The sequence below is a fragment of the Bradyrhizobium sp. genome (assembly GCF_035273305.1).
Lineage (GTDB): Bacteria > Pseudomonadota > Alphaproteobacteria > Rhizobiales > Xanthobacteraceae > Bradyrhizobium.
Window position 1 is genome coordinate 1 of the sequence record NZ_DATEPI010000158.1, and the last position, 19,371, is coordinate 19,371.

Sequence of the window (19,371 nt, forward strand, 5' to 3'; positions counted from 1 at the left end):
TAACCTATGTCATGGCTATGCAGGAAAGCCTGGTGGTCGCGATTGCCGATGGTTTCAGCCGCGCCTCGGGGCGCCTCGTTGCCTGCAACGTCCACGTTGCGCCCGGGCTCGGCAATGCGATGGGCTCACTCTATAATGCAAGCTTCACCGGCACGCCGATGATCCTGACCGCCGGACAACAGGAACAGGGTCATGGGCTGATGGAGCCGTTGCTCTACGGTCCGCTGGTCCGGATGGCCGAGCCGCTGGTGAAGTGGGCGGTCGAGGTGACGCGCCTAGAGGATCTGCCGCGCATCGTGCGCCGCGCCGCGAAGATCGCAACCACACCGCCGACCGGACCGGTCTTTATCTCGCTGCCTGGGGACATCCTGAATTCCGAGGCGGGCATCGAACTTGGCCGCTCGACGCGCGTCGATACGCGGGTCAGACCATCCGATGAAGCACTGCAGGCACTCGCCGCGCGCATTCTCAAAGCCGAACGCCCCGTGATCATCGCCGGTGATGAAATCGTCAAGAGCGACGCGCTGCAGGAAGCAGCCATGCTGGCCGAGACGCTCGGCTGTCCGGCCTATCAGCAATCGACGCCATACGGGGCGCACTTCCTATCGGAAAGCCCATGCTTCATGGGCGCGCTGTCGCGCCTGCAAACGCAGGTGCGCGAGGTGCTATCGCCCTACGATCTCATGATCGTGCTCGGCGCCGATCCGCTGCGAATGTCGGTGCATAGCGAGGTCGATCCGCTGCCGGAGGGATTGCCGATCGTGCAGATCGGCCTGGTCGAATGGGATCTTGCCAAGAATTACGGCGCCGAGATCGCCCTGAAGGCCGACGTCAGGGAAACCCTGCGCGTCCTGGTGCCGGCCCTGAAAGCAGCCGGCGGCGCGGCGCTGGGGACTCGCGCCAAAAAAGCGATGTCGGCGCTGGTCTCAAAGAACTGGACGGCGCGGCGGACGACTTTGGTCGAGCAAATCTCAAAGAATGGCGGTCGCTTGCCGATCGACCCGGACTTCCTGGCGCTACAAATCGTCCAGGCCATGCCGGAAAACGCGATTCTGGTCGACGAAGGCTTGACCTCCTCGAGGCAGATGCTGGCGTTGCGCCCGCATCGGGATCGCTATGGTTATCACGCGCTGGCGTCCGGCGGCATCGGCTGGGGACTGCCGGCCTCCGTCGGAGTCAGCATGGCGAATCCGAATCGGCCGGTCGTCTGTTTCTCCGGCGATGGCAGCGCGATGTATTCGATCCAGGCATTGTGGACCGCCGCGCATCACAAGCTGCCGCTCACGGTGGTGATCGTGAACAATGGCGGCTATCGGATCATCAAGCAGCGGCTGCTGGCGTTTCATGGTGATGATCACTACGTCGGCATGGATTTTGTCGACCCGCCAGTCGATTTTGTCGGCATGGCAAACTCGCTTGGTTTGGAAGCGACGCGTATCACCGCGCCAAAGGATTTGAAGGCCGCACTTTCATCGGCGTTCAATCGCCCGGGAGCGAAACTGATCGAGGTCATGGTCGATGGGTCGGTGTAGTTCGCAGACGCAAGCTACTCCGCCGCTCTTGCACCGCTCCGAGGCCGGTATTGTACCGCCGGATGTGGCGCGGAGAGCCGCGCGCGGTTTACGCCGAACAGCTTCTCGCGCAAGGTCCCCGGCCGATACGCGGCCTTGTAGCGGCCGCGCCGAACCAGCTCAGGAACCAGCATGTCGCTGATGTCCTCAAAATCGCCGGGCGAAATCGCAAACGGGACATTCAGGCCATCGACGTCGGTCTGGTCGAACCAGGCTTCGATCTCGTCGGCTACCCGCTCCGGCGTGCCGACCACCACCGGTCCAATGCCGCCGATACCGACGTGCTCGGCGACCTCGCGCACGGTCCATACCCGATCGGGATCGGCGCGGGTGATATTATCCATCGCCGTGCGGCCGGCGTCGTTCTGGACGTGACGAACTTGCTGGTCCAGATCGTAGGTGGAGAAATCGACCCCGGTCCATCCGGACATCAGGGTAAGTGCGCCCTCATGACTGACGTGGCGACGATAGTCGGCGTATTTGGCTTTCGCTTCCGCTTCGGTTCGTCCGAGAATGATCGTCAACATGCTGAACATCAGCACTTCACTCGGATCGCGTCCGGCCTTCGCCGCAAGGTCACGAATGCCAGCGACTCGCGGCGCTATGATTTTGGCGGACGGTCCCGACATGAACACGCATTCGGCATGCTCGGCCGCAAACTGCCGTCCGCGCGGCGAGGTGCCCGCCTGGTAAAGCACTGGGGTTCGTTGCGGCGACGGCTCGCAAAGATGAATGGCATCGAGCCGGTAATTCTTTCCCTCATGCTGGATCCGATGCACCTTCGCCGGGTCAGCGAAAATCCCGCGCGTGCGGTCGCGAAGCGTCGCGTCGTCTTCCCAGCTTCCTTCCCAAAGCTTGTAAACCACTTCCATGTATTCGTCGGCGACGTCGTAGCGGTCATCGTGCGCGGTCTGCTTTTCCTTGCCGGCACCGCGCGCCGCGCTATCGAGATAACCGGTCACGACATTCCAGCCGATGCGGCCTTCCGTAAGGTGGTCGAGCGTCGACATCCGTCGCGCGAAAGTGTAGGGCGGCTCATAGGACAGGTTCGAAGTGACCCCGAACCCGAGATTTTCAGTCACCGCGGCCATCGCCGAAATAAGCAGAAGCGGATCGTTGGCAGGCGTCTGGGTGGCGTTTCGCAAGGCCGCGTCCGGACTGCCGCCGAACACGTCATAGACGCCGAGCACATCCGCCAGAAACACGCCATCGAATCGCCCGCGCTCAAGCGTTCTCGCCAGATCGGTCCAGTAGGGCAGGCGATTGTATTCCGCCGTCCGGTCGCGCGGATGGGTCCACAACCCCGGCGATTGATGCGCGACGCAGTTCATGGCAAAGGCGTTGAGCCGTATTTCTTTTTTCATAAGGCCGTCCCGAGATCGCCCCGCCTCAAAGCGGGCACCGTCCGAACTTGTTGCATTCGGGCCGGCGTTGGCAAGGCAAAATCTCGGCCGGCGCTTCCGGCGAAACCGTGGTTCGGTACCCTGGTCTCAGAGAAATTCGCGAATCTTGAAAGAACGACATGACCAGAGCTGACGCTGTCGCGCTGGCGCACGGCTATCTTCATTCCGGCGAATTTCTCAGAGAACTCGACCGCAGGGTGGCGTATCCAACAGAGAGCCAGAACCCCGAGCGGCGCGATTGCCTGCGCGCCTATCTCGAGGCCGAGCTGCAGCCCGCATTTTCGCAGCTTGGCTTCTCGACCAGGTTGATTGAATCGGCGAAAGCCAACCATCCCTATTTGCTCGCCGACTATCGGGAAGACCTGACCAGGCCGACCGTTCTGATGTACGGACATGGCGACGTCGTCGATGGCATGGTGGGACAGTGGCGTGACGATCTCAATCCCTGGCAAACCACGACGTCAGGCAATCGCGTTTATGGGCGTGGTACCGCCGATAATAAGGGACAGCACAGCATCAATTTGGCCGCGCTCCGCGCCGTGCGCGAGGCACGGGGTGGCCGGCTCGGCTTCAACGCCAAGTTCATCGTCGAAACCGGCGAAGAGATCGGATCGCCGGATTTGCGCCAGACTTGCGAGTCACTGCGCGAAGATCTCAAGGCCGATCTGTTTCTGGCATCCGACGGTCCTCGGCTTGCCGCCGATCGGCCCACCATCTTTCTCGGCTGTCGTGGCGGAATTCGAATTCACCTCGATGTCAATTTGCGCGAGGGATCGCACCATTCCGGTAATTGGGGTGGCGTCCTCGCCAATCCCGCGACGATCCTGGCGAACGCCATCGCCACGCTGGTCGACGCGCAAGGCCGTCTGTTGTTGGATGAATTGAAGCCGCCGCGTCTTTCAAACCAGATCCGTTCGGCGCTTGCCGACGTGAAGATCGAGCCGACGCCCGAGGAGCCTGCCCTTTCAACAGATTGGGGTGAGGAGGGCCTCTCGGCTGCGGAGCGGCTTTATGCCTGGAACACGCTCGAAGTACTGGCGATATCGTCGGGCAATATCGAGACACCGGCCAATGCGATTCCTGGACAGGCACGAGCCGTGCTGCAGCTCCGCTTTGTCGTGGGCACCAATTTTGAAAGGGCTGTCGATGCGATCAGAGCGCGGTTGCAGGCCCGCGGGTTTCCCATGGTCGAGGTGAGTGCGACGCAAAGCTTTGCCGCCTCGCGAACCGACTTCGACAGTCCCTGGATCGATTGGGCAGCGCGGTCGATCCATCGGACCACTGGAAAAGCGCCCGCGGTTTTGCCGAACTTCGGCGGCTCGCTTCCCAATGACGTGTTTTCGGAAGGCTTGGGTCTGCCGACGATCTGGGTGCCGCACTCCTATCCCGGCTGCTGCCAGCACGCGCCCGACGAACACATTCTGCTGTCGGTCACCGAGGAGGCACTTGGCATCATGGCAGGCCTGTTCTGGGATTTAGGTGAGATGCCGGCTCCGTTATAGCGGACCGGAGCAGACACAACGAATGGACAGGCGCGACATTATCGCCGCAGGGCGGAAACTTACGTTCTATTCGGGCTGGATTTATGCCAGCATTGTCGCAGTCAACTACACCGGGAGAGGGAAAATGAAACATCTGCGCATGATTGGCCTTGCGATTGCCGCGGCGCTTTACGCGGGACAGGCCGATGCCGAGGAGCTCACGGGGACGCTGAAGAACATCAAGGAAACCGGTGCGATCACTCTTGGTTTTCGCGACTCGTCGATTCCTTTTTCGTATCTGGACGATAACCAGAAGCCGATCGGGTTTGCGATGGACATCTGCTACAAGATCGTAGATGCGGTGAAGAAGGAGCTTAAGCTCGACAAGCTCGAGATTAAACTCAATCCGGTCACGTCGGCGACCCGGATTCCCTTGATGGCCAATGGCACCGTCGATCTCGAATGCGGCTCTACCACCAACAATGCCGAGCGCCAGAAGCAGGTTTGGTTCACCAATACCCATTTTCTGACCGCAAGCCGCTTTGTCTCCAAGAAGGCCAGCAAGATTAATTCAATCGACGATCTCAAGGGCAAGTCCGTCGTATCAACCTCGGGTACAACCAACATCAAGCAACTGACCGAAGCCAATGCTGCGCGCAACCTTGGTATCAACATCATCCCGGCCAAGGATCATGCCGAGGCGTTCCTGATGGTTGAGACCGATCGCGCGGTGGCATTCGTGATGGACGACATCCTGCTCGCCAGCCTCGTTGCGGGATCAAAAGAACCGGGCGCCTACGTAATTTCCAAGGATGCGTTCTCCAAGCCGGAACCCTATGGGATCATGCTGCGCAAGGATGACGCGGCTTTCAAGAAGGTGGTCGATGCCGCGACGGCCGCGCTTTACAAAAGTCCGGAGGGCCAGAAACTCTATGACAAATGGTTCACCCAGAAGATTCCGCCGAAGGGCCTGAATCTCAACACGCCGATCGGTCCGGAGTTGAAGCACGAGTTCGCGAACCCGTCGGATTCGCCGGATCCCGACTCCTATCATGCAAGCTAGATATTCTGCCGAAGCGATGCCGGGCCACAGGTGGCCCGGTCATTGCATCGGGTTGATATCGGTTACGGACCGGACTGATTCCGGCGCGAATGTCGCAAGCGCTCCCCGCTGGCCCCAAAGGAGAACACGAATGAAACGTCTGCCCGTCATTGACCTAGCGCTCGCCGCAATTTTAATGGCCGGGGGCGCCAGCGCCGAAGAACTGACCGGGACGCTAAAAAAGGTCAAGGAAACAGGCGCGATCACGATCGGCTATCGCGACTCGTCGATTCCGTTTTCCTATCTGGATGACAATCAGAGGCCCATCGGCTTTGCGATCGACATCTGCCACAAAATCGTCGAGGCCGTGCAGAAGGAACTCAAGCTGGACAAGCTCAAGATCGAATTGAATCCGGTGACATCATCGACCCGCATTCCCTTGCTGGCCAACGACACCATCGACCTTGAATGCGGCTCCACGACCAACAATCCTGAGCGCCTGAAGCAGGTCTGGTTCACCAACACCCATTTTCTGACTGCGACGCGCTTCGTATCAAAGAAGTCGAGCAAGCTGAATTCGATCGATGATCTCAAGGGCAAGTCGGTGGCTTCGACCTCCGGCACCACCAATATCAAGCAGCTGACGGAAGCCAATGCCGCCCGCAATCTCGGGATCAACATCATCCCGGCCAAAGAGCACGCCGAATCCTTCCTGATGGTCGAGACCGATCGCGCCGTTGCGGCCGTGCTCGACGACATCCTGCTGGCCAGCTTCGTTGCCGGATCGAAAGATCCGGACAGCTACGTCATCTCGACGGACGCGTTCTCGAAGCCCGAGCCTTACGGCATCATGCTGCGCAAGGATGACATCGCCTTCAAGAAGTTGGCTGATGCCGCGACCGCCGCGCTCTATACGAGCGGCGAGGGGCAGAAGCTGTACGACAAATGGTTCATGCAGAAGATCCCGCCCAAGGGACTGAACCTCAACACGCCGATCGGTCCGGAGTTGAAGCATGAATTCGCCAAGCCGTCCGATTCACCCGATCCGGATTCCTACAAGGCGATGTGAGGTCTCATTATTTGAAGATGCGGCCTTCGCCTAGTTCTGCCACACGGAAAGCTTTGTGAACTATCACTGGAATTGGCACATCTTCTGGGAGCCGGCCCCAAACGGGACAGGCAACTACCTCGACATGCTGCTGTCCGGGCTCGTTCTGACCATCGAGACTGCTATTTGCGCGTGGATCATCGCGCTGGCATTCGGGTCTGTGATCGGCGTGATGCGGACACTGCCCTCGAAAACTGCGTCTTGGACCGGGTTCGCTTACGTCGAGTTTTTCCGCAACATGCCGCTATTGGTTCAATTGTTTGTCTGGTTCTTCGTTTTACCGGAACTGTTGCCGCGCGGGATGGGGCTGTGGCTCAAGCAGATGCCCAACGCGCCGTTCTATACAGCCGCGATCGGCGTCGGCCTGTTCATGTCGGCACGCGTTGCTGAGCAAACCCGCGCCGGAATAAATTCGTTGCCGCGTGGCCAAAGACTGGCCGCGACCGCGCTCGGACTGACCGGCGCGCAGACCTATCGCTACGTGCTGCTGCCGATGGCGTTTCGGATTATGGTGCCGCCGCTGACTTCGGAATTCCTCAGCACCATCAAGAATACGTCCGTCGCCATTACGATTGGGCTCATCGAGCTAACCGGCCAGGCGCGGGCAATGCAGGAATTCTCCTTCCAGGTGTTCGAAGCGTTTACCGCCGCGACCATGCTTTATCTCATGATCAACATCGTCGTCGTCATCGCGATGCGCCTCCTGGAGCGCGCGGTGGCGGTTCCTGGCTACATTACCGGGAAGTGAGCCGCTGATGTTTTCGAATTTCGACTTCGATGTCATCCGCCGCTCGCTCGGATATCTGTTTCTCGACGGCATGACCTTCACGCTGACGCTCACGGGGCTTGCTGTCGTTGGTGCGCTGATTTTCGGGACGCTGATCGCGTTGATGCGGCTGTCGAGCTTCAGGCTGCTTGGGTGGATCGCCGGGCTTTATGTCGATCTGATGCGGTCGCTGCCTTTGGTACTGGTCATCTTCTGGTTCTATTTCCTCGTGCCGTATATCGGGCAATGGCTGACCGGCGCATCGCGGCCGGTTCATGTCGGCGCATTTACCTCTTCGCTCGTCACCTTCATCATGTTCGAGGCGGCATATTTCTCTGAAATCATGCGCGCCGGAATCCAGTCGATCTCGAAAGGACAGCCTGCGGCGGCGCAAGCGCTCGGCCTGACCTACAGCCAGACGATGCGTTACGTTGTGTTGCCGCAGGCATTCCGCAACATGCTGCCGGTGCTGCTGACGCAGAGCATCGTGCTGTTCCAGGACACTTCCCTGGTCTACGTGCTGTCCATCCCGGATTTCCTGGGAGCAGCCAGCAAAGTCGCGCAGCGCGACGGTCGGCTGGTGGAGATGTATCTGTTCGCGGCGGCAGTGTATTTCATCATTTCCTGTGTTGCGTCGTTCGGGGTGAGGCGGCTGCAGGCGCGCATCGCCTTTGTGCACTAACGAGAGTTTCATGATCGAGATCAGCCATGTCGACAAATGGTACGGCAGCTTCCAGGCGCTAAAGGATTGCACGACCAGCGTGGCCAAGGGAGAGGTCGTGGTGGTGTGCGGACCGTCGGGCTCGGGAAAGTCCACGCTGATCAAATGCGTCAACGCGCTGGAGCCATTCCAGAAGGGAGAAATCATCGTCGATGGCATTGCACTGAACGATCCCAAAACCAACTTGCCCAAGCTGCGGGCCCGGGTCGGCATGGTGTTTCAGCACTTTGAACTGTTTCCACATCTGAGAATCATGGAGAATCTCTGCCTGGCGCAGGAAAAGGCGTTGGGACGCTCGCATCAGGAAGCGGTCGCTAAAGCGTCAAAGCTGCTCGACCGCGTCGGCCTGAAGGGCCATGCCCGCAAATATCCGGCCGAATTGTCCGGCGGGCAGCAGCAGCGAGTAGCGATTGCGCGCGCGTTGGCGATGGACCCGATTGCGATGCTGTTCGACGAGCCGACCTCGGCCCTTGATCCTGAAATGATCAGCGAAGTACTGGACGTGATGGTCGACCTGGCTCGCGAGGGCATGACGATGATGGTGGTGACCCACGAAATGGGATTTGCCAGCAAGGTCGCGCATCGCGTCATTTTCATGGACAACGGCGAAATCGTCGAAGATGCGCTCAAAACAGATTTCTTCGGCAGTCCACGCAGCGACCGGGCGCAGAAATTCTTGTCAAAGATTTTGTCGCACTAGCCTGGAAGGCTGCCCTCTGTTTCCAATTGTTCGAGCATGCCTTAAGAGTTTTCGTATATAAGCCCCGCAACTGCTTCGCCCCACAGGAGAATTCGCTTGGACAGGATCGCTTACGTCAACGGGTCTTTTATGCCGATCGCCGACGCCAAGGTGTCGATATTGGATCGCGGATTCCTGTTCGCTGACGGCATCTATGAGGTCGCCGCCGTGCTGGAAGGCAAGCTGATCGACAATGCGTCTCATCTGGCTCGGCTGCAGCGATCTGTCGGTGAGATATCCCTGAAGCTGCCGGAGACGACGGAGCGAATTCAGGAAATCCAGAAGGAGCTGGTCGCGCGGAACAATCTGGTTGAAGGTCTGGTGTACCTCGAGGTGACCCGGGGCGCCGACAAGGATCGCGATTTTGCGTTTCCGAAAGGCGTCAAACCGACACTGGTGATGTTCACTTCCGTCAAAAACCTGAACGGGCCGGGGGCGGGCGCGGGCGTTGACGTGATCACGGTGCCGGACATTCGCTGGCCGAGGCGGGATATCAAGAGCGTGGCGCTGTTGGCGCAGGTGTTGGCGAAACAGGCGGCAGCGGAAGCGGGGGCCGGAGAGGTCTGGATGATCGAAGATGGCATGGTGACCGAAGGTGGCTCGTCATCCGCTTTCATTCTGACCCATGACGACGTGCTGGTGACCCGGCATAATTCGCCGGCGATCTTGCCGGGCTGCACGCGCAAGGCGGTGGTCGCGCTGGCAGAAGAACGCCAGCTTCGTGTCGAGGAACGACCGTTCACCGTTGCGGAGGCAGTTGCGGCAAAGGAGGTTTTCATCACCAGTGCCACTGCATTCGTGCAGGGCGTGGTTTCGATCGATGGCAAGACGGTCGGCGACGGCAAGCCCGGTTCGATGACGGGCCGGCTGCGCAACATCTATATCGAGTTCGCCCGCGCCAGCGCGGTTTGATCATTAGCGTTTTCGAGTGAAGTGGACGCGGGTTCGCGTGAAGAAGACGCGTCTAAAGAGTAAGCTGGCCGGCAGCTTTGAGCGTTCGATCCTGCCAACGGGTCGATCGAAGTTGAGTGATGCGCATGAATTTTGAGCCAACAAGGCGAATGATGTTTTCATTCGCGCTTATAGCAATGTTCGCGGCGTTTTCGCTAGCGCCGGTGCTGGCGGCCTATCCCGAGCGTGTCATCAAGATCGTCGTGCCGTTTGCGGCTGGCGGCGGCACCGACGTCATTGCGCGCACCTTGGCGCAAGAGATGGCAAAGGATCTCGGCGCGACCATCGTCATCGAAAACAAACCGGGGGCGGGCACTATCATCGGTACACAGGCGGTTGCGAGCAGTGAGGGGGATGGCTACACCCTTCTGATGGGAACGTTCGCCAACGCCGTCAATCCCAGCCTCAAAGCCAAGTTGCCGTACGATCCCTATTCCGATTTCGCGCCAGTAGCGCTGATCGCGCGATCTTACAATATCGTCGTCGTCAATCCAGCATCGCCATTTCACTCGATTGCCGATCTGATCGCGGCGGCGAAGGCTGAACCCGACAAATTGTCCTACGGAACATACGGCACCGGCACCTCAGCGCATCTCGCCGGCGAACTGTTCAAGAGTCTTGCTCATGTCAATCTGACCACGGTGCCCTATAAGGGCGCAGCTCCCGCTATTACCGATTTGATCAGCGGCCAGATTCAGGTGATGTTTACGACCGTTGCAAGTGCGGCGTCACTGATAGCCGCAGGACAGTTGCGCGCGCTCGCGGTAACCTCGGAGCAACGTTCTCCCGCATTTCCAGACCTGCCGACTTTGGCCGAGGCCGGCCTTCCCGGCTACTCCGCGGAAAGCTGGTACGGCCTGTTCGCGCCGGCGAAAGCACCGAAGGGCATCATCTCGCGCCTCAACGAAGCTGCAGCGCGGTCAATTCAGGCCGAGGCGTTCAAGAAGTTGGGAGTCAATGAAGGGCTGATTATGGTTGCCCGTCCTCCAGAAGAACTCGATAGCTATTTTCGGGCCGAAGAAGCGCACTGGCGCAAAGTAATTCAGGATGCAGGCATCAAGCCTGAATAAGCTTGATCAGAACCGGATCGAATGGAGTTTGCAGCTCTTTCGAGGGTGGTGAAATAGCTGCCGTCAATGCCGGCGCGACGGAAGCGCCGGGATTCACCAGGTTCATGCCTTGGGGTTTTTCGCTATCGTTTCTCTGACGAACCGATTTCGCAAGGTGCCGATGCCGGTGATCTCGATCTCGACCATATCGCCAGCCTTCAGGTCCGGAGAAGCGCCATCGGTCCCCATCCAGATCACGTCGCCGGGCCATAACGTGAAATACTTCGTCAGTTCGACGATAAACGGCTTGATTCCGAAGATCATGTCATTGGTACGAAATCGGTTACTCTCCGCTCCGTTGACCTTCACGATCGTTTCCATGCTGTCCAGATCGACTTCGGTTTCAATCCAGGGGCCCATCGGCTTGAACGTGTCGGCGTTCTTTGCTCGCCACAATCCGCGATCAGCCTTTTGCCAGGTGCGCTCGCTCACATCATTGCCGATCGTGTAGCCGAAGACGCAGGACATCGCGTCGGCATCGGTAAGATGCTTCGCCCTCTTGCCGATGACGACAACGAGTTCGCCTTCGTAATGAATTTTTTCGGTGGCCGTCGCGGGAATCACCACGTTCTCTTCGTGCGCGATCAATGCATTTTGAGCGCGGTAACCGATCTCCGGCCGATCGGGAACATTGGGCACCTCGCCGCGCTTGTCGGCGGCCTCCTTGAGGTGCTTGAGATAGTTCAGCCCGACGCAATAGAAGGTGCGCGGCATGACCGGCACTTCAATCTTGACTTCCGCAAGCGGATGCGAACGCGAAGTACGTTTCCATGCGCCGAACGGGTCGCCACTGACCGCGATCGCGCGCTCCGCTTCGACAACGCCCCAGGAAGTCTGCCCATCTGCAGTGAATTGAAGCCAGCGCATGATGATGCCTGTTTTATTCCGCCGCCGCCCGCGGCTGAGTTTTCCATGAGCCGGCGGACGGTCGCGGAAGCCCGAGATTCTCACGCAGGGTTTTGCCAGCGTAGTCCTTTTGAAAAAGGCCACGGCGCTGCAATTCGGGAATCACGTGACGCACAAAATCGGCGTAAGACCCGGGAACGTAAGTGGCCGCTATCACGAACCCATCGCAGCCCCGGCCGGCGAACATCTCCTCCAGCTTGTCGGCGATGTCCTTGGGACCGCCGACGATCGCGTCTGCGGTCTGGCCACGTCCGCTGAAAGTGACAAAATCGCGCGCGCTTGGGTTGGTCTTGCCGGAATTCTTGAGCACGCCGTCGCGAATGCCGAGAATGCCCTGCATGCCCTCAAGCTCTTGCGTGGTCAGTGGCTCGTCGATGCCCTTTGAAGCGAAGTCGTAGTTCAGCCCCTCGGAAAGCAGCGACAATGCATCTATTTCCAGCGGCAGCTTGTCGATCACGGCCATTTTGTCTTCGGCCTCCGACTTGGTCGCGCCGCACACCGGGGTGGTCAGATTGCAAAGAAACATCTGGTCGGGATCGCGGCCGGCTTTCGCCGCCTCATTCCGGATCGCGTCATAACCTTGTTTGGCGCCTGCCAGATTGCGCGCCGCCGTGAAGATCACCTCGCCCCACCTGCCGGCGAAACGCTGTCCGCGACCGCTGGCGCCGGCCTGGATGATCACTGGGTGTCCCTGCTGCGATCGCGGCACAGTGAACGGCCCGCGCGACTTGAAGAATCGACCGTTGTGATCAAGGCGCTTCACTTTTGTCGGATCGGCAAAACGTCCGCTCGTCTTGTCGATCAGGAGCGAGCCATCTTCCCAGGAATCCCAATGCCCGAGTACCACTTCCATGAATTCATCGGCGCGGTCGTAACGAAAATCGTGATCGAGATGGGCGTCCTTGCCCATGTTGTGAGCCTCGCCGTCATTCACGGATGTGACCACGTTCCAGGCAGCGCGGCCGCCGGTGATCAGATCAAGGGTCGCAAACCGGCGGGCGACGTCGAACGGCTCGTAGTAAGTTGTCGAGCAGGTGGAGGCCAGCCCGAGCTTCTCGGTTGCCATTCCCATCGCGGTCAGCACAACGATAGGATCCATTTTCACGCAGCGGATTCCGTATTCCACGGTGTGGGCGTGATCGTTGCCGTAGCGATCGGGCATCGCCAGCCGATCGTCGAAAAATGCCATGTGGAATTTGCCGGCCTCGAGAATGCGGCCGATCTCCTGATAGTAATCCGCCGACATGGAATCGTCGCGCGACTGCGGGTGACGCCATGAGCTTGGAAGATTGGTGCAGTTCTGCGCCTGCAGAAACCCGACCATCACCATTTGCCTTGTCATGCTCTCCTCCCTCAGACCGCCGGATGCACTCTCAAGCCGCATCGAATTCGGCAGCCAATTTGTACTCGGCCGCCAGCGCGCGCAATTTGTCCCAGGTGGCGTCTTCTACCTCGATGCCTGAGACCTTGCGCTGCTGCTCGCGCAAGTATTCGACCTCACCCGGATAGAACACCCCGGGTGAACCTTCCGACGGCGGTGTTGCCTTGAGATAACGCGCGAACTCGGCGACCTCGCGCTTGAATTCGTTCAGCGGGCGAAAGGCGGCGACGTTGAATACCGCCATGAAGCATCCGTCATTGTGCCGTCCGCTCGGTTCGACGCCGAAGCCGAGCCCCGTGAGCAGGCCGCAGAGCACCTCTACCATCGCGGCCAATCCCGAGCCCTTGTACCCCTCCGTGCCACCCAGGGGCAGTAGCGCGCCGCCCTTCCGGAACTGTCTGGGATCGGTGGTCTGGCGGCCTTCACTATCGACGATCCAGCCGGTCGGGATTTGCTCGCCGCGTGCCGCGGCAAGCTGGATCTTTCCGGCCGCAACGGCGGAAGTTGCCATATCGAGGTAGAAGGGAGCGTCGAGATCCGACGGCACCGCGATCGAGATCGGATTGGTGCCGAGCCGCGCCTCACGGCCGCCGAACGGCGCGACGTGTTTTGGTGAACGGCCGGAATCGGCGGTCGCGACGCCAATCATGCCTTCACGCATAGCCATCATCGGATAGGCGGCGAGCCGTCCGACATGGCTTTGGCGGAATACCGTGCAAGCGGCGACATTTGCCACCTTCGCCTTTTCGATCGTGTGCTGCATCGCCTTGGCATTGACGTGAAAGCCGAATCCCCAGTGGCCATCGATAACCGTCGTCGTGGGAGATTCCTGCACGATTTTCCACTCGGCGCCCGGAACGATATGTCCGACCCTGATACGATCGATGTAGGTGGGTATCGCGATCACCCCGTGCGAGTCATGGCCGGCGAGATTGGCACCGACGCAACCGGCCGCAACGGCGCTTGCTTCCTCTTCCGTTGCTCCGGCAGCCCTGAGCAATGCCGCGCCAATACGCGTGAGACGGTCGGCCTGCACCAGCGGCATGGGATTTCCTCGGCGTGAAGCCCGCGTGGAAGGCGGGTCTTGCTTGGCTTCGCGGGCATGGTCTCAAAGCGGTGGCGCAAGGGCAAGTGGCAAACCATGCAGATGTGGAGCTGCCGACGGCGATCACCGCATGGAAATTCCCGCTGTGCCGGAATGCGCTCGCGAGGCGATCGGACTATTGCCGGCCATGTTGCCAATGTGAGGTCACGTCCGCGCCCGATTTATTGAGGTGGACGTGCTGGTCGATACGATCGACCCACGATAGCGGAATGAAATGGTGATGCTGACCATCGGGTGCGCTCTGTTTGGTCAGCTTGATCCTGTCGGTGCCCTCGAGTTGGTCGACTTTTCCGACCGATTTCAGATCGGACGAAATCACATCCATATGAGTTTTGATCAGCGAGATATCGACCATCTCTGTCTCCGGGCAAAACATCGGAGATGAAGAACGTGGAATGCAGGGTAAAGGTTGCGAGTGCGTCATCATTTCTCTTCGGCGGCCGTTGCCGGACCTTCGCCCGTGATCAGGAGGACTCAGGTTCGCCAGCTGGACGCAACTGCAGCATGAAAACCATTTCACGGACTCACGCGCGGTGCTAACGTGCTGCGAACCAAAACAACAGGGGAAACGTTTTATGAACCGCCTAGGGACGCTTGCGATCGGCGTATTGATCGGAACAGCCGCCATCCCACTCTCGAATTCAGTGTTCGGGCAGAGCGACGGCGGATGGATTACACTGCTCGACAGCAACAAGATGGGCGACTGGGATGAGGTCGGCAAAGCCAATTGGGCCATGAAAGATGGCGCGCTGGTTGCCGACAAGCTTGATGGCAAGGAGCTTTCTTATCTGGTCAGCAAGAATTCCTACAAGGATTTCCAGATCAAGGCCGAATTCTGGACCGATGAAGAAGCCAATAGCGGCATTTTTATCCGCTGCTCTGAATCGAAGAAGATCGATTCGAAGGTTTGCTATGAGGTCAACATCTTCGACAAGCGGCCCGACCCGACCTACGGGACCGGCGCGATCGTCGATGTCGGCAAAGTCGATCCGATGCCGAAGGCCGCGGGCAAGTGGAACACCTATGAAATCACCGCGCAGGGCCAGCATTTCATCGTCGTGCTCAATGGCCAAAAGACGGTCGATGCGCAGGACTCAAAACACGCCAGTGGTCCAATCGCCCTGCAATATGGATCGGGCGTGGTGAAATTCCGAAAAGTACAAATCAAGCCACTTTAGTTTGCGCGGAAGAGTAGGGGCTCCCGTGAGCGGAATCAGCGAGCGTCGGTTACGCCCGGCGCTCGCCAGTGGCGGCGCTTCTGCAAAATGCTTGCTTGTTTTCCCATGCGGCGTACCGGCCAGACTAGATCTGCCGCACAATCCCGGGCTGGCCCAATGTGCATTCCAGCTCGTCACGATCCCAACGCGCGGCGTTAGCTGCAGCCTCGTAGGTGCTTTGGAGAAATTCGATCAGCAGCTGGTCCGGCTGCGCGGCTGTGCGCACCGTATCGTAAGGCAAAATAAATTCGCCGAGCTGCTCGCTAAAGAAGGCCGCACCGGGCTTCACTCGCGTGGTGCGAAAGCCGGGCGGTTCGGGATATGCATAGGAATAAAACGCTGGAAAATCGATCGGGCCGCTCCCTGGCCAGAATCCGGCGCTGCTCACCTCGTGCGAATAGGCTTCGCATGCCACTTCATTGGATAAATGCGGTACTCCGCCGGGGTGAAGCGGCGCACGGCGCCCGGAAAAGCGCGTGACCGCCAGATCGAAGCTCCCCCAGAAGAAGTGGATCGGGCTCGCTTTGCCAAGAAAGCCGGTGCGGAATTGTTTGAACACCCGATCGACGTTAACGAGGATCTGAAGCAAGCGCCGCGCGGCATCGGGATCATAGGAGGCATGCGTCTCATCCTGCGAGAACCGGATTGGTTCGGGCAATTCGTTGGGCATCTCGTCAATGGCTACGACAATGCCCAGCTCTGACAGCGCAACCATTACCTTGCTGTAAAAACTCGCCACGGAATTTCCGGGCAACGTCAACTCCCGCCGGCTGCCCTGGCTCGTCAAAATCCGCAGCGCATGGTCGATGAAATCGAAATCAATCTGAAATGTATTGGTGCCATCTGGCATCGGCGATGTCGTTAACCCCCGAGCGGTGACGTATAGCGCAACATGCCACGAATGATTGAGCCAGGGAGCGCGGGCCAGACGAATCTTGCCGACAATCTGAGTCCACAGATGCAGCGTCTCATAAGTGTCGCGCCAGCCGGCGAACGGCAGTTCAGGCCAGGCGGCTGGCGCGGCGTTGCTCATGCTGACGTTGTGGCTGACTGGCAGGAAATCACGAGGTGCTGAAGCGTATCACGAACGGGGCAGGTCAGTTCACGAATTGGTGCAGTCCGGGCATCGCCGCTTGCCGCGCGTGGCATGGAAGAGGCTTCGGCACCACCAGCGCCGTGCGAACACCTGCACTGGAGCGCGCGCCATCTGATAAATATAAAGAATTTCGATCATGGCGAACTCCGGCCGGCCCCCGATGGCAGATGGGGGCAGGACCGGCAAAATGGAACGCCACGTCCATCGCATCAGCCATGCAGTTTGTTTGCGGTCTGCGCGATCACGTGCCCCTGATAGCGAGCGCCTGCAAATTCATTCTCGGAAGGTTGCCGGCTGCCGTCGCCGCCGGTGATAGTGGTCGCGCCATATGGCGAGCCGCCTGTAACTTCGTCGAGTTTCATCTGGCCGGCAAATCCGTAGTTCAGACCGACAACAGTCATCCCGAAATGCAGCAGGTTGGTGATGATTGAAAACAGCGTGGTCTCCTGGCCCCCATGCTGGGTTGCGGTTGAGGTAAATGCGCCGCCAACCTTGCCGTGCAGCGCTCCTTTGGCCCAGAGACCGCCGGCCTGATCGAGGAAGTTAGCCATCTGCGAGGCCATCCGGCCAAAGCGGGTGCCGGTACCGACGATAATCGCGTCATACTCGGCAAGCTCTTCAATTTTCGCAATCGGCGCCGGCTGATCCAGTTTGTAGTGCGATGCTTTAGCGACGGCCTCAGGCACCAGTTCCGGCACCCGCTTGATGTCGACGATGGCGCCGGCCTTGCGCGCGCCTTCGGCGACAGCGTTCGCCATTTTTTCGATGTGACCGTAGGCGGAATAGTAGAGAACGAGAACTTTCGTCATGGCACGTGGTCCTTCTTGAGTTTGATCGGTTGTTCCAGGGAGTTGCGCGCGGCGCCGCCGAACGAGCAGTTGGCCTTAGGCCGCGTCCACGAGAACCAGTTCGGTGTCTTCAAGCGCCGTGATCTTGAGCCGTGGTTCATCATGTATCGCGGCCCCATCGCGGCTGTTGATGCGAACGCCGTTGATGTCGACGGCGCCGGTTGCCGGCACCAGATAGAGATTGCGCTTCGGCGGCGCCGCATATTCCGTGCTCTCGCCAGCTTTCAGCGTGGTGGCGAGAACCCGTGCCTTGGCGCGAATCGGTAGCGCTTCCTTGTCGTCACTAAATCCGCTCGCGATGGTGATGAGTTTTCCGGTGCGATCCGACTTTGGGAAAGGCTTCGCGCCCCAGGTCGGTGCGCCGCCCGTCGTTGATGGCTCGATCCAGATCTGAAACAGTTTGGTCTTGGTCGGCTCCAGATTGTACTCGGAGTGACGAATGCCGGAGCCGGCGCTCATCACCTGCACGTCGCCGGCTTCGGTGCGACCCCTGTTGCCAAGACTGTCCTGATGAGTGATCGCGCCCTCGCGGACGTAGGTGATGATTTCCATGTTCGCGTGCGGGTGGGCGGGAAACCCGCTGTTCGGTGCGATTTCGTCGTCGTTCCAAACCCGCAGCGCGCCGTGGCCCATGTTGGCGGGATCGTAATGACTGCCGAACGAGAAGTGGTGCCTGGCTTTCAGCCAACCGTGATCGGCGCTGCCGAGCTTTGAAAATGGCCTGAGTTCAATCATCGCATGGTTCCTCCGGATGAAATTCACTGAGTGATGGATATGCGTTCCCAGCCCTGTTAAGAATAGAAACAAAGGAAATGCATTGTTTCTATTCTTGGCATGATAGGGTTGTCTGATGGCCCCGCTCCCTGATTTCGCAGGCCTCGCAATTTTCGCGAAAGTCGTGGAATTGCGATCGTTTGCAGCCGCGGCAAGCGAACTTGCGCTTTCCAAGGCCACGGTTTCGAAGGCGGTTACCCGCCTGGAAAAGCGGCTGGGGGCGCGCCTGTTCAATCGCACCTCGCGGAGGCTCGCCTTGACCGATGCGGGGCAGAAATTGTCAGAACGCGCCGCGCGCCTTTTGGCCGATGGCGAGGCGGCCGAGAGCGAGGCATTGGCGCAGTCGGTTTCGCCGCGGGGCCTGGTGCGACTGGCGGTGCCCATGAGCTTCGGGATCATGACGGTGGCGCCGATTCTGCCGGCGTTTCTGCAACAATATCCCGATGTCAGCATCGACCTCCATTTGAGTGATGCCATGGTTGATCTGATCGGTGAGGGCTTTGACGCCGCCTTGCGGATCGCGACCTTGCCGGATTCGTCGTTGATCGCGCGGCGGCTGTGCTCGATACCGCGCTACACCGTGGCCTCACCGGCCTATCTCAAGCGTCACGGCAGGCCCACGCATCCGATGCAACTGGCCGAGCATAAGTGCCTCGGTTACGCATATCTCTCGACGGCGGGTGTTTGGCACTACAGAAATGCGGCGGGCGAGCAGGTGAGCGTTCGGCCGGCAGGGCCGCTGCGTGTCAATAACGGCGAGGCTCTGCTGCCCGCGCTACTCGCCGGGCTTGCCATCGCCGACTTGCCTGAGTTCGTTGTTGGCGATGCCATAGCCGCGGGCAAGGTCGAGGTGATCCTGAAAGGTTGGAAGCAAACCGAAGGCTCGTTGCATCTGGTGACGCCATCAACCGGCCCGCGTCCCGCGCGCGTCGAAGCCTTGACGGATTTTCTGATCAGCCATTTTCGTAAGGCGAAGAAAAAGTGACGACTCAATGTCCGTAGCGCGCGGCGAACAGCGCCTTTGCCCACCTCGACACATCAGCTACGGTGGCGGAAAACAGCGGGAGATAACAGCCGATGAATCGACGTGAGCTTTTGAAATGCGCTGCGGCGTTGCCGCTGGCCCAGGCCGCGCTATCGAAGCCGACGTGCG

The 19,371-nt window shown here is 59.5% G+C and carries 20 protein-coding genes; 11 read left to right on the plus strand and 9 right to left on the minus strand.

From position 1 onward, the window contains the following. On the plus strand, positions 1-1,532 hold a 1,532-nt coding region (locus VJV58_RS10910; protein ID WP_324137356.1), incomplete at its 5' end, for a thiamine pyrophosphate-binding protein. A 14-nt stretch (positions 1,533-1,546) separates the two neighbouring features. Here the strand turns inward: VJV58_RS10910 and VJV58_RS10915 are convergent. Next, a complete protein-coding gene (locus tag VJV58_RS10915) occupies positions 1,547-2,935 on the minus strand; it encodes an LLM class flavin-dependent oxidoreductase (RefSeq protein WP_324137357.1) in 1,389 nt (462 codons plus the stop codon). A gap of 158 nt (positions 2,936-3,093) precedes the next feature. Here VJV58_RS10915 and VJV58_RS10920 point away from each other — a divergent pair, with 158 nt between their 5' ends. The 8 genes from VJV58_RS10920 (at position 3,094) to VJV58_RS10955 (ending at position 10,852) form a co-directional block, all read left to right on the plus strand. Next, a complete protein-coding gene (locus tag VJV58_RS10920; RefSeq protein WP_324137358.1) occupies positions 3,094-4,476 on the plus strand; it encodes a M20 family metallopeptidase in 1,383 nt (460 codons plus the stop codon). Positions 4,477-4,600: 124 nt separating this feature from the next. After that, positions 4,601-5,518: an amino acid ABC transporter substrate-binding protein gene (locus tag VJV58_RS10925; protein WP_324137359.1), complete on the plus strand. Its 918-nt coding sequence runs from the start codon at positions 4,601-4,603 to the stop codon at positions 5,516-5,518. 130 nt (positions 5,519-5,648) lie between these two features. Beyond that, positions 5,649-6,566 (plus strand): amino acid ABC transporter substrate-binding protein, encoded by a 918-nt coding sequence (locus VJV58_RS10930; protein WP_324137360.1) that lies wholly within the window; start codon positions 5,649-5,651, stop codon positions 6,564-6,566. 55 nt (positions 6,567-6,621) lie between these two features. Beyond that, positions 6,622-7,353: an amino acid ABC transporter permease gene (locus VJV58_RS10935; protein WP_324137361.1), complete on the plus strand. Its 732-nt coding sequence runs from the start codon at positions 6,622-6,624 to the stop codon at positions 7,351-7,353. 7 nt (positions 7,354-7,360) lie between these two features. Then, positions 7,361-8,053, plus strand: coding sequence for an ABC transporter permease subunit (locus tag VJV58_RS10940; RefSeq protein WP_324137362.1), 693 nt, complete (start codon positions 7,361-7,363; stop codon positions 8,051-8,053). Between the two features lie 10 nt (positions 8,054-8,063). Continuing rightward, positions 8,064-8,792, plus strand: a complete 729-nt coding sequence (locus tag VJV58_RS10945) for an amino acid ABC transporter ATP-binding protein (RefSeq protein WP_324137363.1) — start codon at positions 8,064-8,066, stop codon at positions 8,790-8,792. A 96-nt stretch (positions 8,793-8,888) separates the two neighbouring features. Further along, the gene (locus VJV58_RS10950; RefSeq protein WP_324137364.1) at positions 8,889-9,743 is read left to right on the plus strand and encodes a D-amino-acid transaminase; all 855 of its coding nucleotides are present in this window, start codon (positions 8,889-8,891) and stop codon (positions 9,741-9,743) included. Between the two features lie 149 nt (positions 9,744-9,892). Next, positions 9,893-10,852, plus strand: coding sequence for a tripartite tricarboxylate transporter substrate binding protein (locus VJV58_RS10955; protein ID WP_324137365.1), 960 nt, complete (start codon positions 9,893-9,895; stop codon positions 10,850-10,852). 102 nt (positions 10,853-10,954) lie between these two features. On the opposite strand, the gene VJV58_RS10960 is transcribed toward VJV58_RS10955, so the two are convergent. The 4 genes from VJV58_RS10960 to VJV58_RS10975 all read right to left on the minus strand — a co-directional run bounded on the left by VJV58_RS10960 (position 10,955) and on the right by VJV58_RS10975 (position 14,638). Then, positions 10,955-11,758: a fumarylacetoacetate hydrolase family protein gene (locus tag VJV58_RS10960; protein ID WP_324137366.1), complete on the minus strand. Its 804-nt coding sequence runs from the start codon at positions 11,756-11,758 to the stop codon at positions 10,955-10,957. A gap of 13 nt (positions 11,759-11,771) precedes the next feature. Next, positions 11,772-13,139, minus strand: coding sequence for an LLM class flavin-dependent oxidoreductase (locus VJV58_RS10965; protein WP_324137367.1), 1,368 nt, complete (start codon positions 13,137-13,139; stop codon positions 11,772-11,774). A 31-nt stretch (positions 13,140-13,170) separates the two neighbouring features. After that, positions 13,171-14,223, minus strand: a complete 1,053-nt coding sequence (locus VJV58_RS10970; protein ID WP_324137368.1) for an Ldh family oxidoreductase — start codon at positions 14,221-14,223, stop codon at positions 13,171-13,173. A gap of 175 nt (positions 14,224-14,398) precedes the next feature. Then, positions 14,399-14,638, minus strand: a complete 240-nt coding sequence (locus VJV58_RS10975; protein ID WP_324137369.1) for a DUF2171 domain-containing protein — start codon at positions 14,636-14,638, stop codon at positions 14,399-14,401. A gap of 220 nt (positions 14,639-14,858) precedes the next feature. On the opposite strand from VJV58_RS10975, the gene VJV58_RS10980 reads away from it, so the two are divergent. Continuing rightward, positions 14,859-15,461 (plus strand): DUF1080 domain-containing protein, encoded by a 603-nt coding sequence (locus tag VJV58_RS10980; RefSeq protein ID WP_324137370.1) that lies wholly within the window; start codon positions 14,859-14,861, stop codon positions 15,459-15,461. Between the two features lie 124 nt (positions 15,462-15,585). Here the strand turns inward: VJV58_RS10980 and VJV58_RS10985 are convergent, their stop codons facing one another. From VJV58_RS10985 to VJV58_RS11000, 4 genes are all read right to left on the minus strand, one after another. Beyond that, positions 15,586-16,533, minus strand: coding sequence for a DUF5996 family protein (locus VJV58_RS10985; protein ID WP_324137371.1), 948 nt, complete (start codon positions 16,531-16,533; stop codon positions 15,586-15,588). A 69-nt stretch (positions 16,534-16,602) separates the two neighbouring features. Beyond that, positions 16,603-16,734, minus strand: a complete 132-nt coding sequence (locus VJV58_RS10990; protein WP_324137372.1) for a hypothetical protein — start codon at positions 16,732-16,734, stop codon at positions 16,603-16,605. 71 nt (positions 16,735-16,805) lie between these two features. After that, positions 16,806-17,405, minus strand: coding sequence for an NAD(P)H:quinone oxidoreductase (wrbA, locus tag VJV58_RS10995; protein ID WP_324137373.1), 600 nt, complete (start codon positions 17,403-17,405; stop codon positions 16,806-16,808). A gap of 75 nt (positions 17,406-17,480) precedes the next feature. Further along, a complete protein-coding gene (locus VJV58_RS11000) occupies positions 17,481-18,179 on the minus strand; it encodes a pirin family protein (protein WP_324137374.1) in 699 nt (232 codons plus the stop codon). A gap of 115 nt (positions 18,180-18,294) precedes the next feature. Here VJV58_RS11000 and VJV58_RS11005 point away from each other — a divergent pair, with 115 nt between their 5' ends. Continuing rightward, positions 18,295-19,203 carry a LysR family transcriptional regulator gene (locus VJV58_RS11005; protein WP_324137375.1) on the plus strand — a complete coding sequence of 303 codons (909 nt, stop codon included), beginning with the start codon at positions 18,295-18,297 and terminating at the stop codon, positions 19,201-19,203. Positions 19,204-19,371 lie beyond the last annotated feature (168 nt).

Coding starts and splice junctions, on each gene's coding strand:
- VJV58_RS10915 (WP_324137357.1), bottom strand. CDS start 2,935: ATGAAAAAAGAAATACGGCTCAACGCCTTTGCCATGAACTGCGTCGCG.
- VJV58_RS10920 (WP_324137358.1), top strand. CDS start 3,094: ATGACCAGAGCTGACGCTGTCGCGCTGGCGCACGGCTATCTTCATTCC.
- VJV58_RS10925 (WP_324137359.1), top strand. CDS start 4,601: ATGAAACATCTGCGCATGATTGGCCTTGCGATTGCCGCGGCGCTTTAC.
- VJV58_RS10930 (WP_324137360.1), top strand. CDS start 5,649: ATGAAACGTCTGCCCGTCATTGACCTAGCGCTCGCCGCAATTTTAATG.
- VJV58_RS10940 (WP_324137362.1), top strand. CDS start 7,361: ATGTTTTCGAATTTCGACTTCGATGTCATCCGCCGCTCGCTCGGATAT.
- VJV58_RS10945 (WP_324137363.1), top strand. CDS start 8,064: ATGATCGAGATCAGCCATGTCGACAAATGGTACGGCAGCTTCCAGGCG.
- VJV58_RS10955 (WP_324137365.1), top strand. CDS start 9,893: ATGATGTTTTCATTCGCGCTTATAGCAATGTTCGCGGCGTTTTCGCTA.
- VJV58_RS10960 (WP_324137366.1), bottom strand. CDS start 11,758: ATGCGCTGGCTTCAATTCACTGCAGATGGGCAGACTTCCTGGGGCGTT.
- VJV58_RS10965 (WP_324137367.1), bottom strand. CDS start 13,139: ATGACAAGGCAAATGGTGATGGTCGGGTTTCTGCAGGCGCAGAACTGC.
- VJV58_RS10970 (WP_324137368.1), bottom strand. CDS start 14,223: ATGCCGCTGGTGCAGGCCGACCGTCTCACGCGTATTGGCGCGGCATTG.
- VJV58_RS10975 (WP_324137369.1), bottom strand. CDS start 14,638: ATGGTCGATATCTCGCTGATCAAAACTCATATGGATGTGATTTCGTCC.
- VJV58_RS10980 (WP_324137370.1), top strand. CDS start 14,859: ATGAACCGCCTAGGGACGCTTGCGATCGGCGTATTGATCGGAACAGCC.
- VJV58_RS10985 (WP_324137371.1), bottom strand. CDS start 16,533: ATGAGCAACGCCGCGCCAGCCGCCTGGCCTGAACTGCCGTTCGCCGGC.
- VJV58_RS10990 (WP_324137372.1), bottom strand. CDS start 16,734: ATGATCGAAATTCTTTATATTTATCAGATGGCGCGCGCTCCAGTGCAG.
- wrbA (WP_324137373.1), bottom strand. CDS start 17,405: ATGACGAAAGTTCTCGTTCTCTACTATTCCGCCTACGGTCACATCGAA.
- VJV58_RS11000 (WP_324137374.1), bottom strand. CDS start 18,179: ATGATTGAACTCAGGCCATTTTCAAAGCTCGGCAGCGCCGATCACGGT.
- VJV58_RS11005 (WP_324137375.1), top strand. CDS start 18,295: ATGGCCCCGCTCCCTGATTTCGCAGGCCTCGCAATTTTCGCGAAAGTC.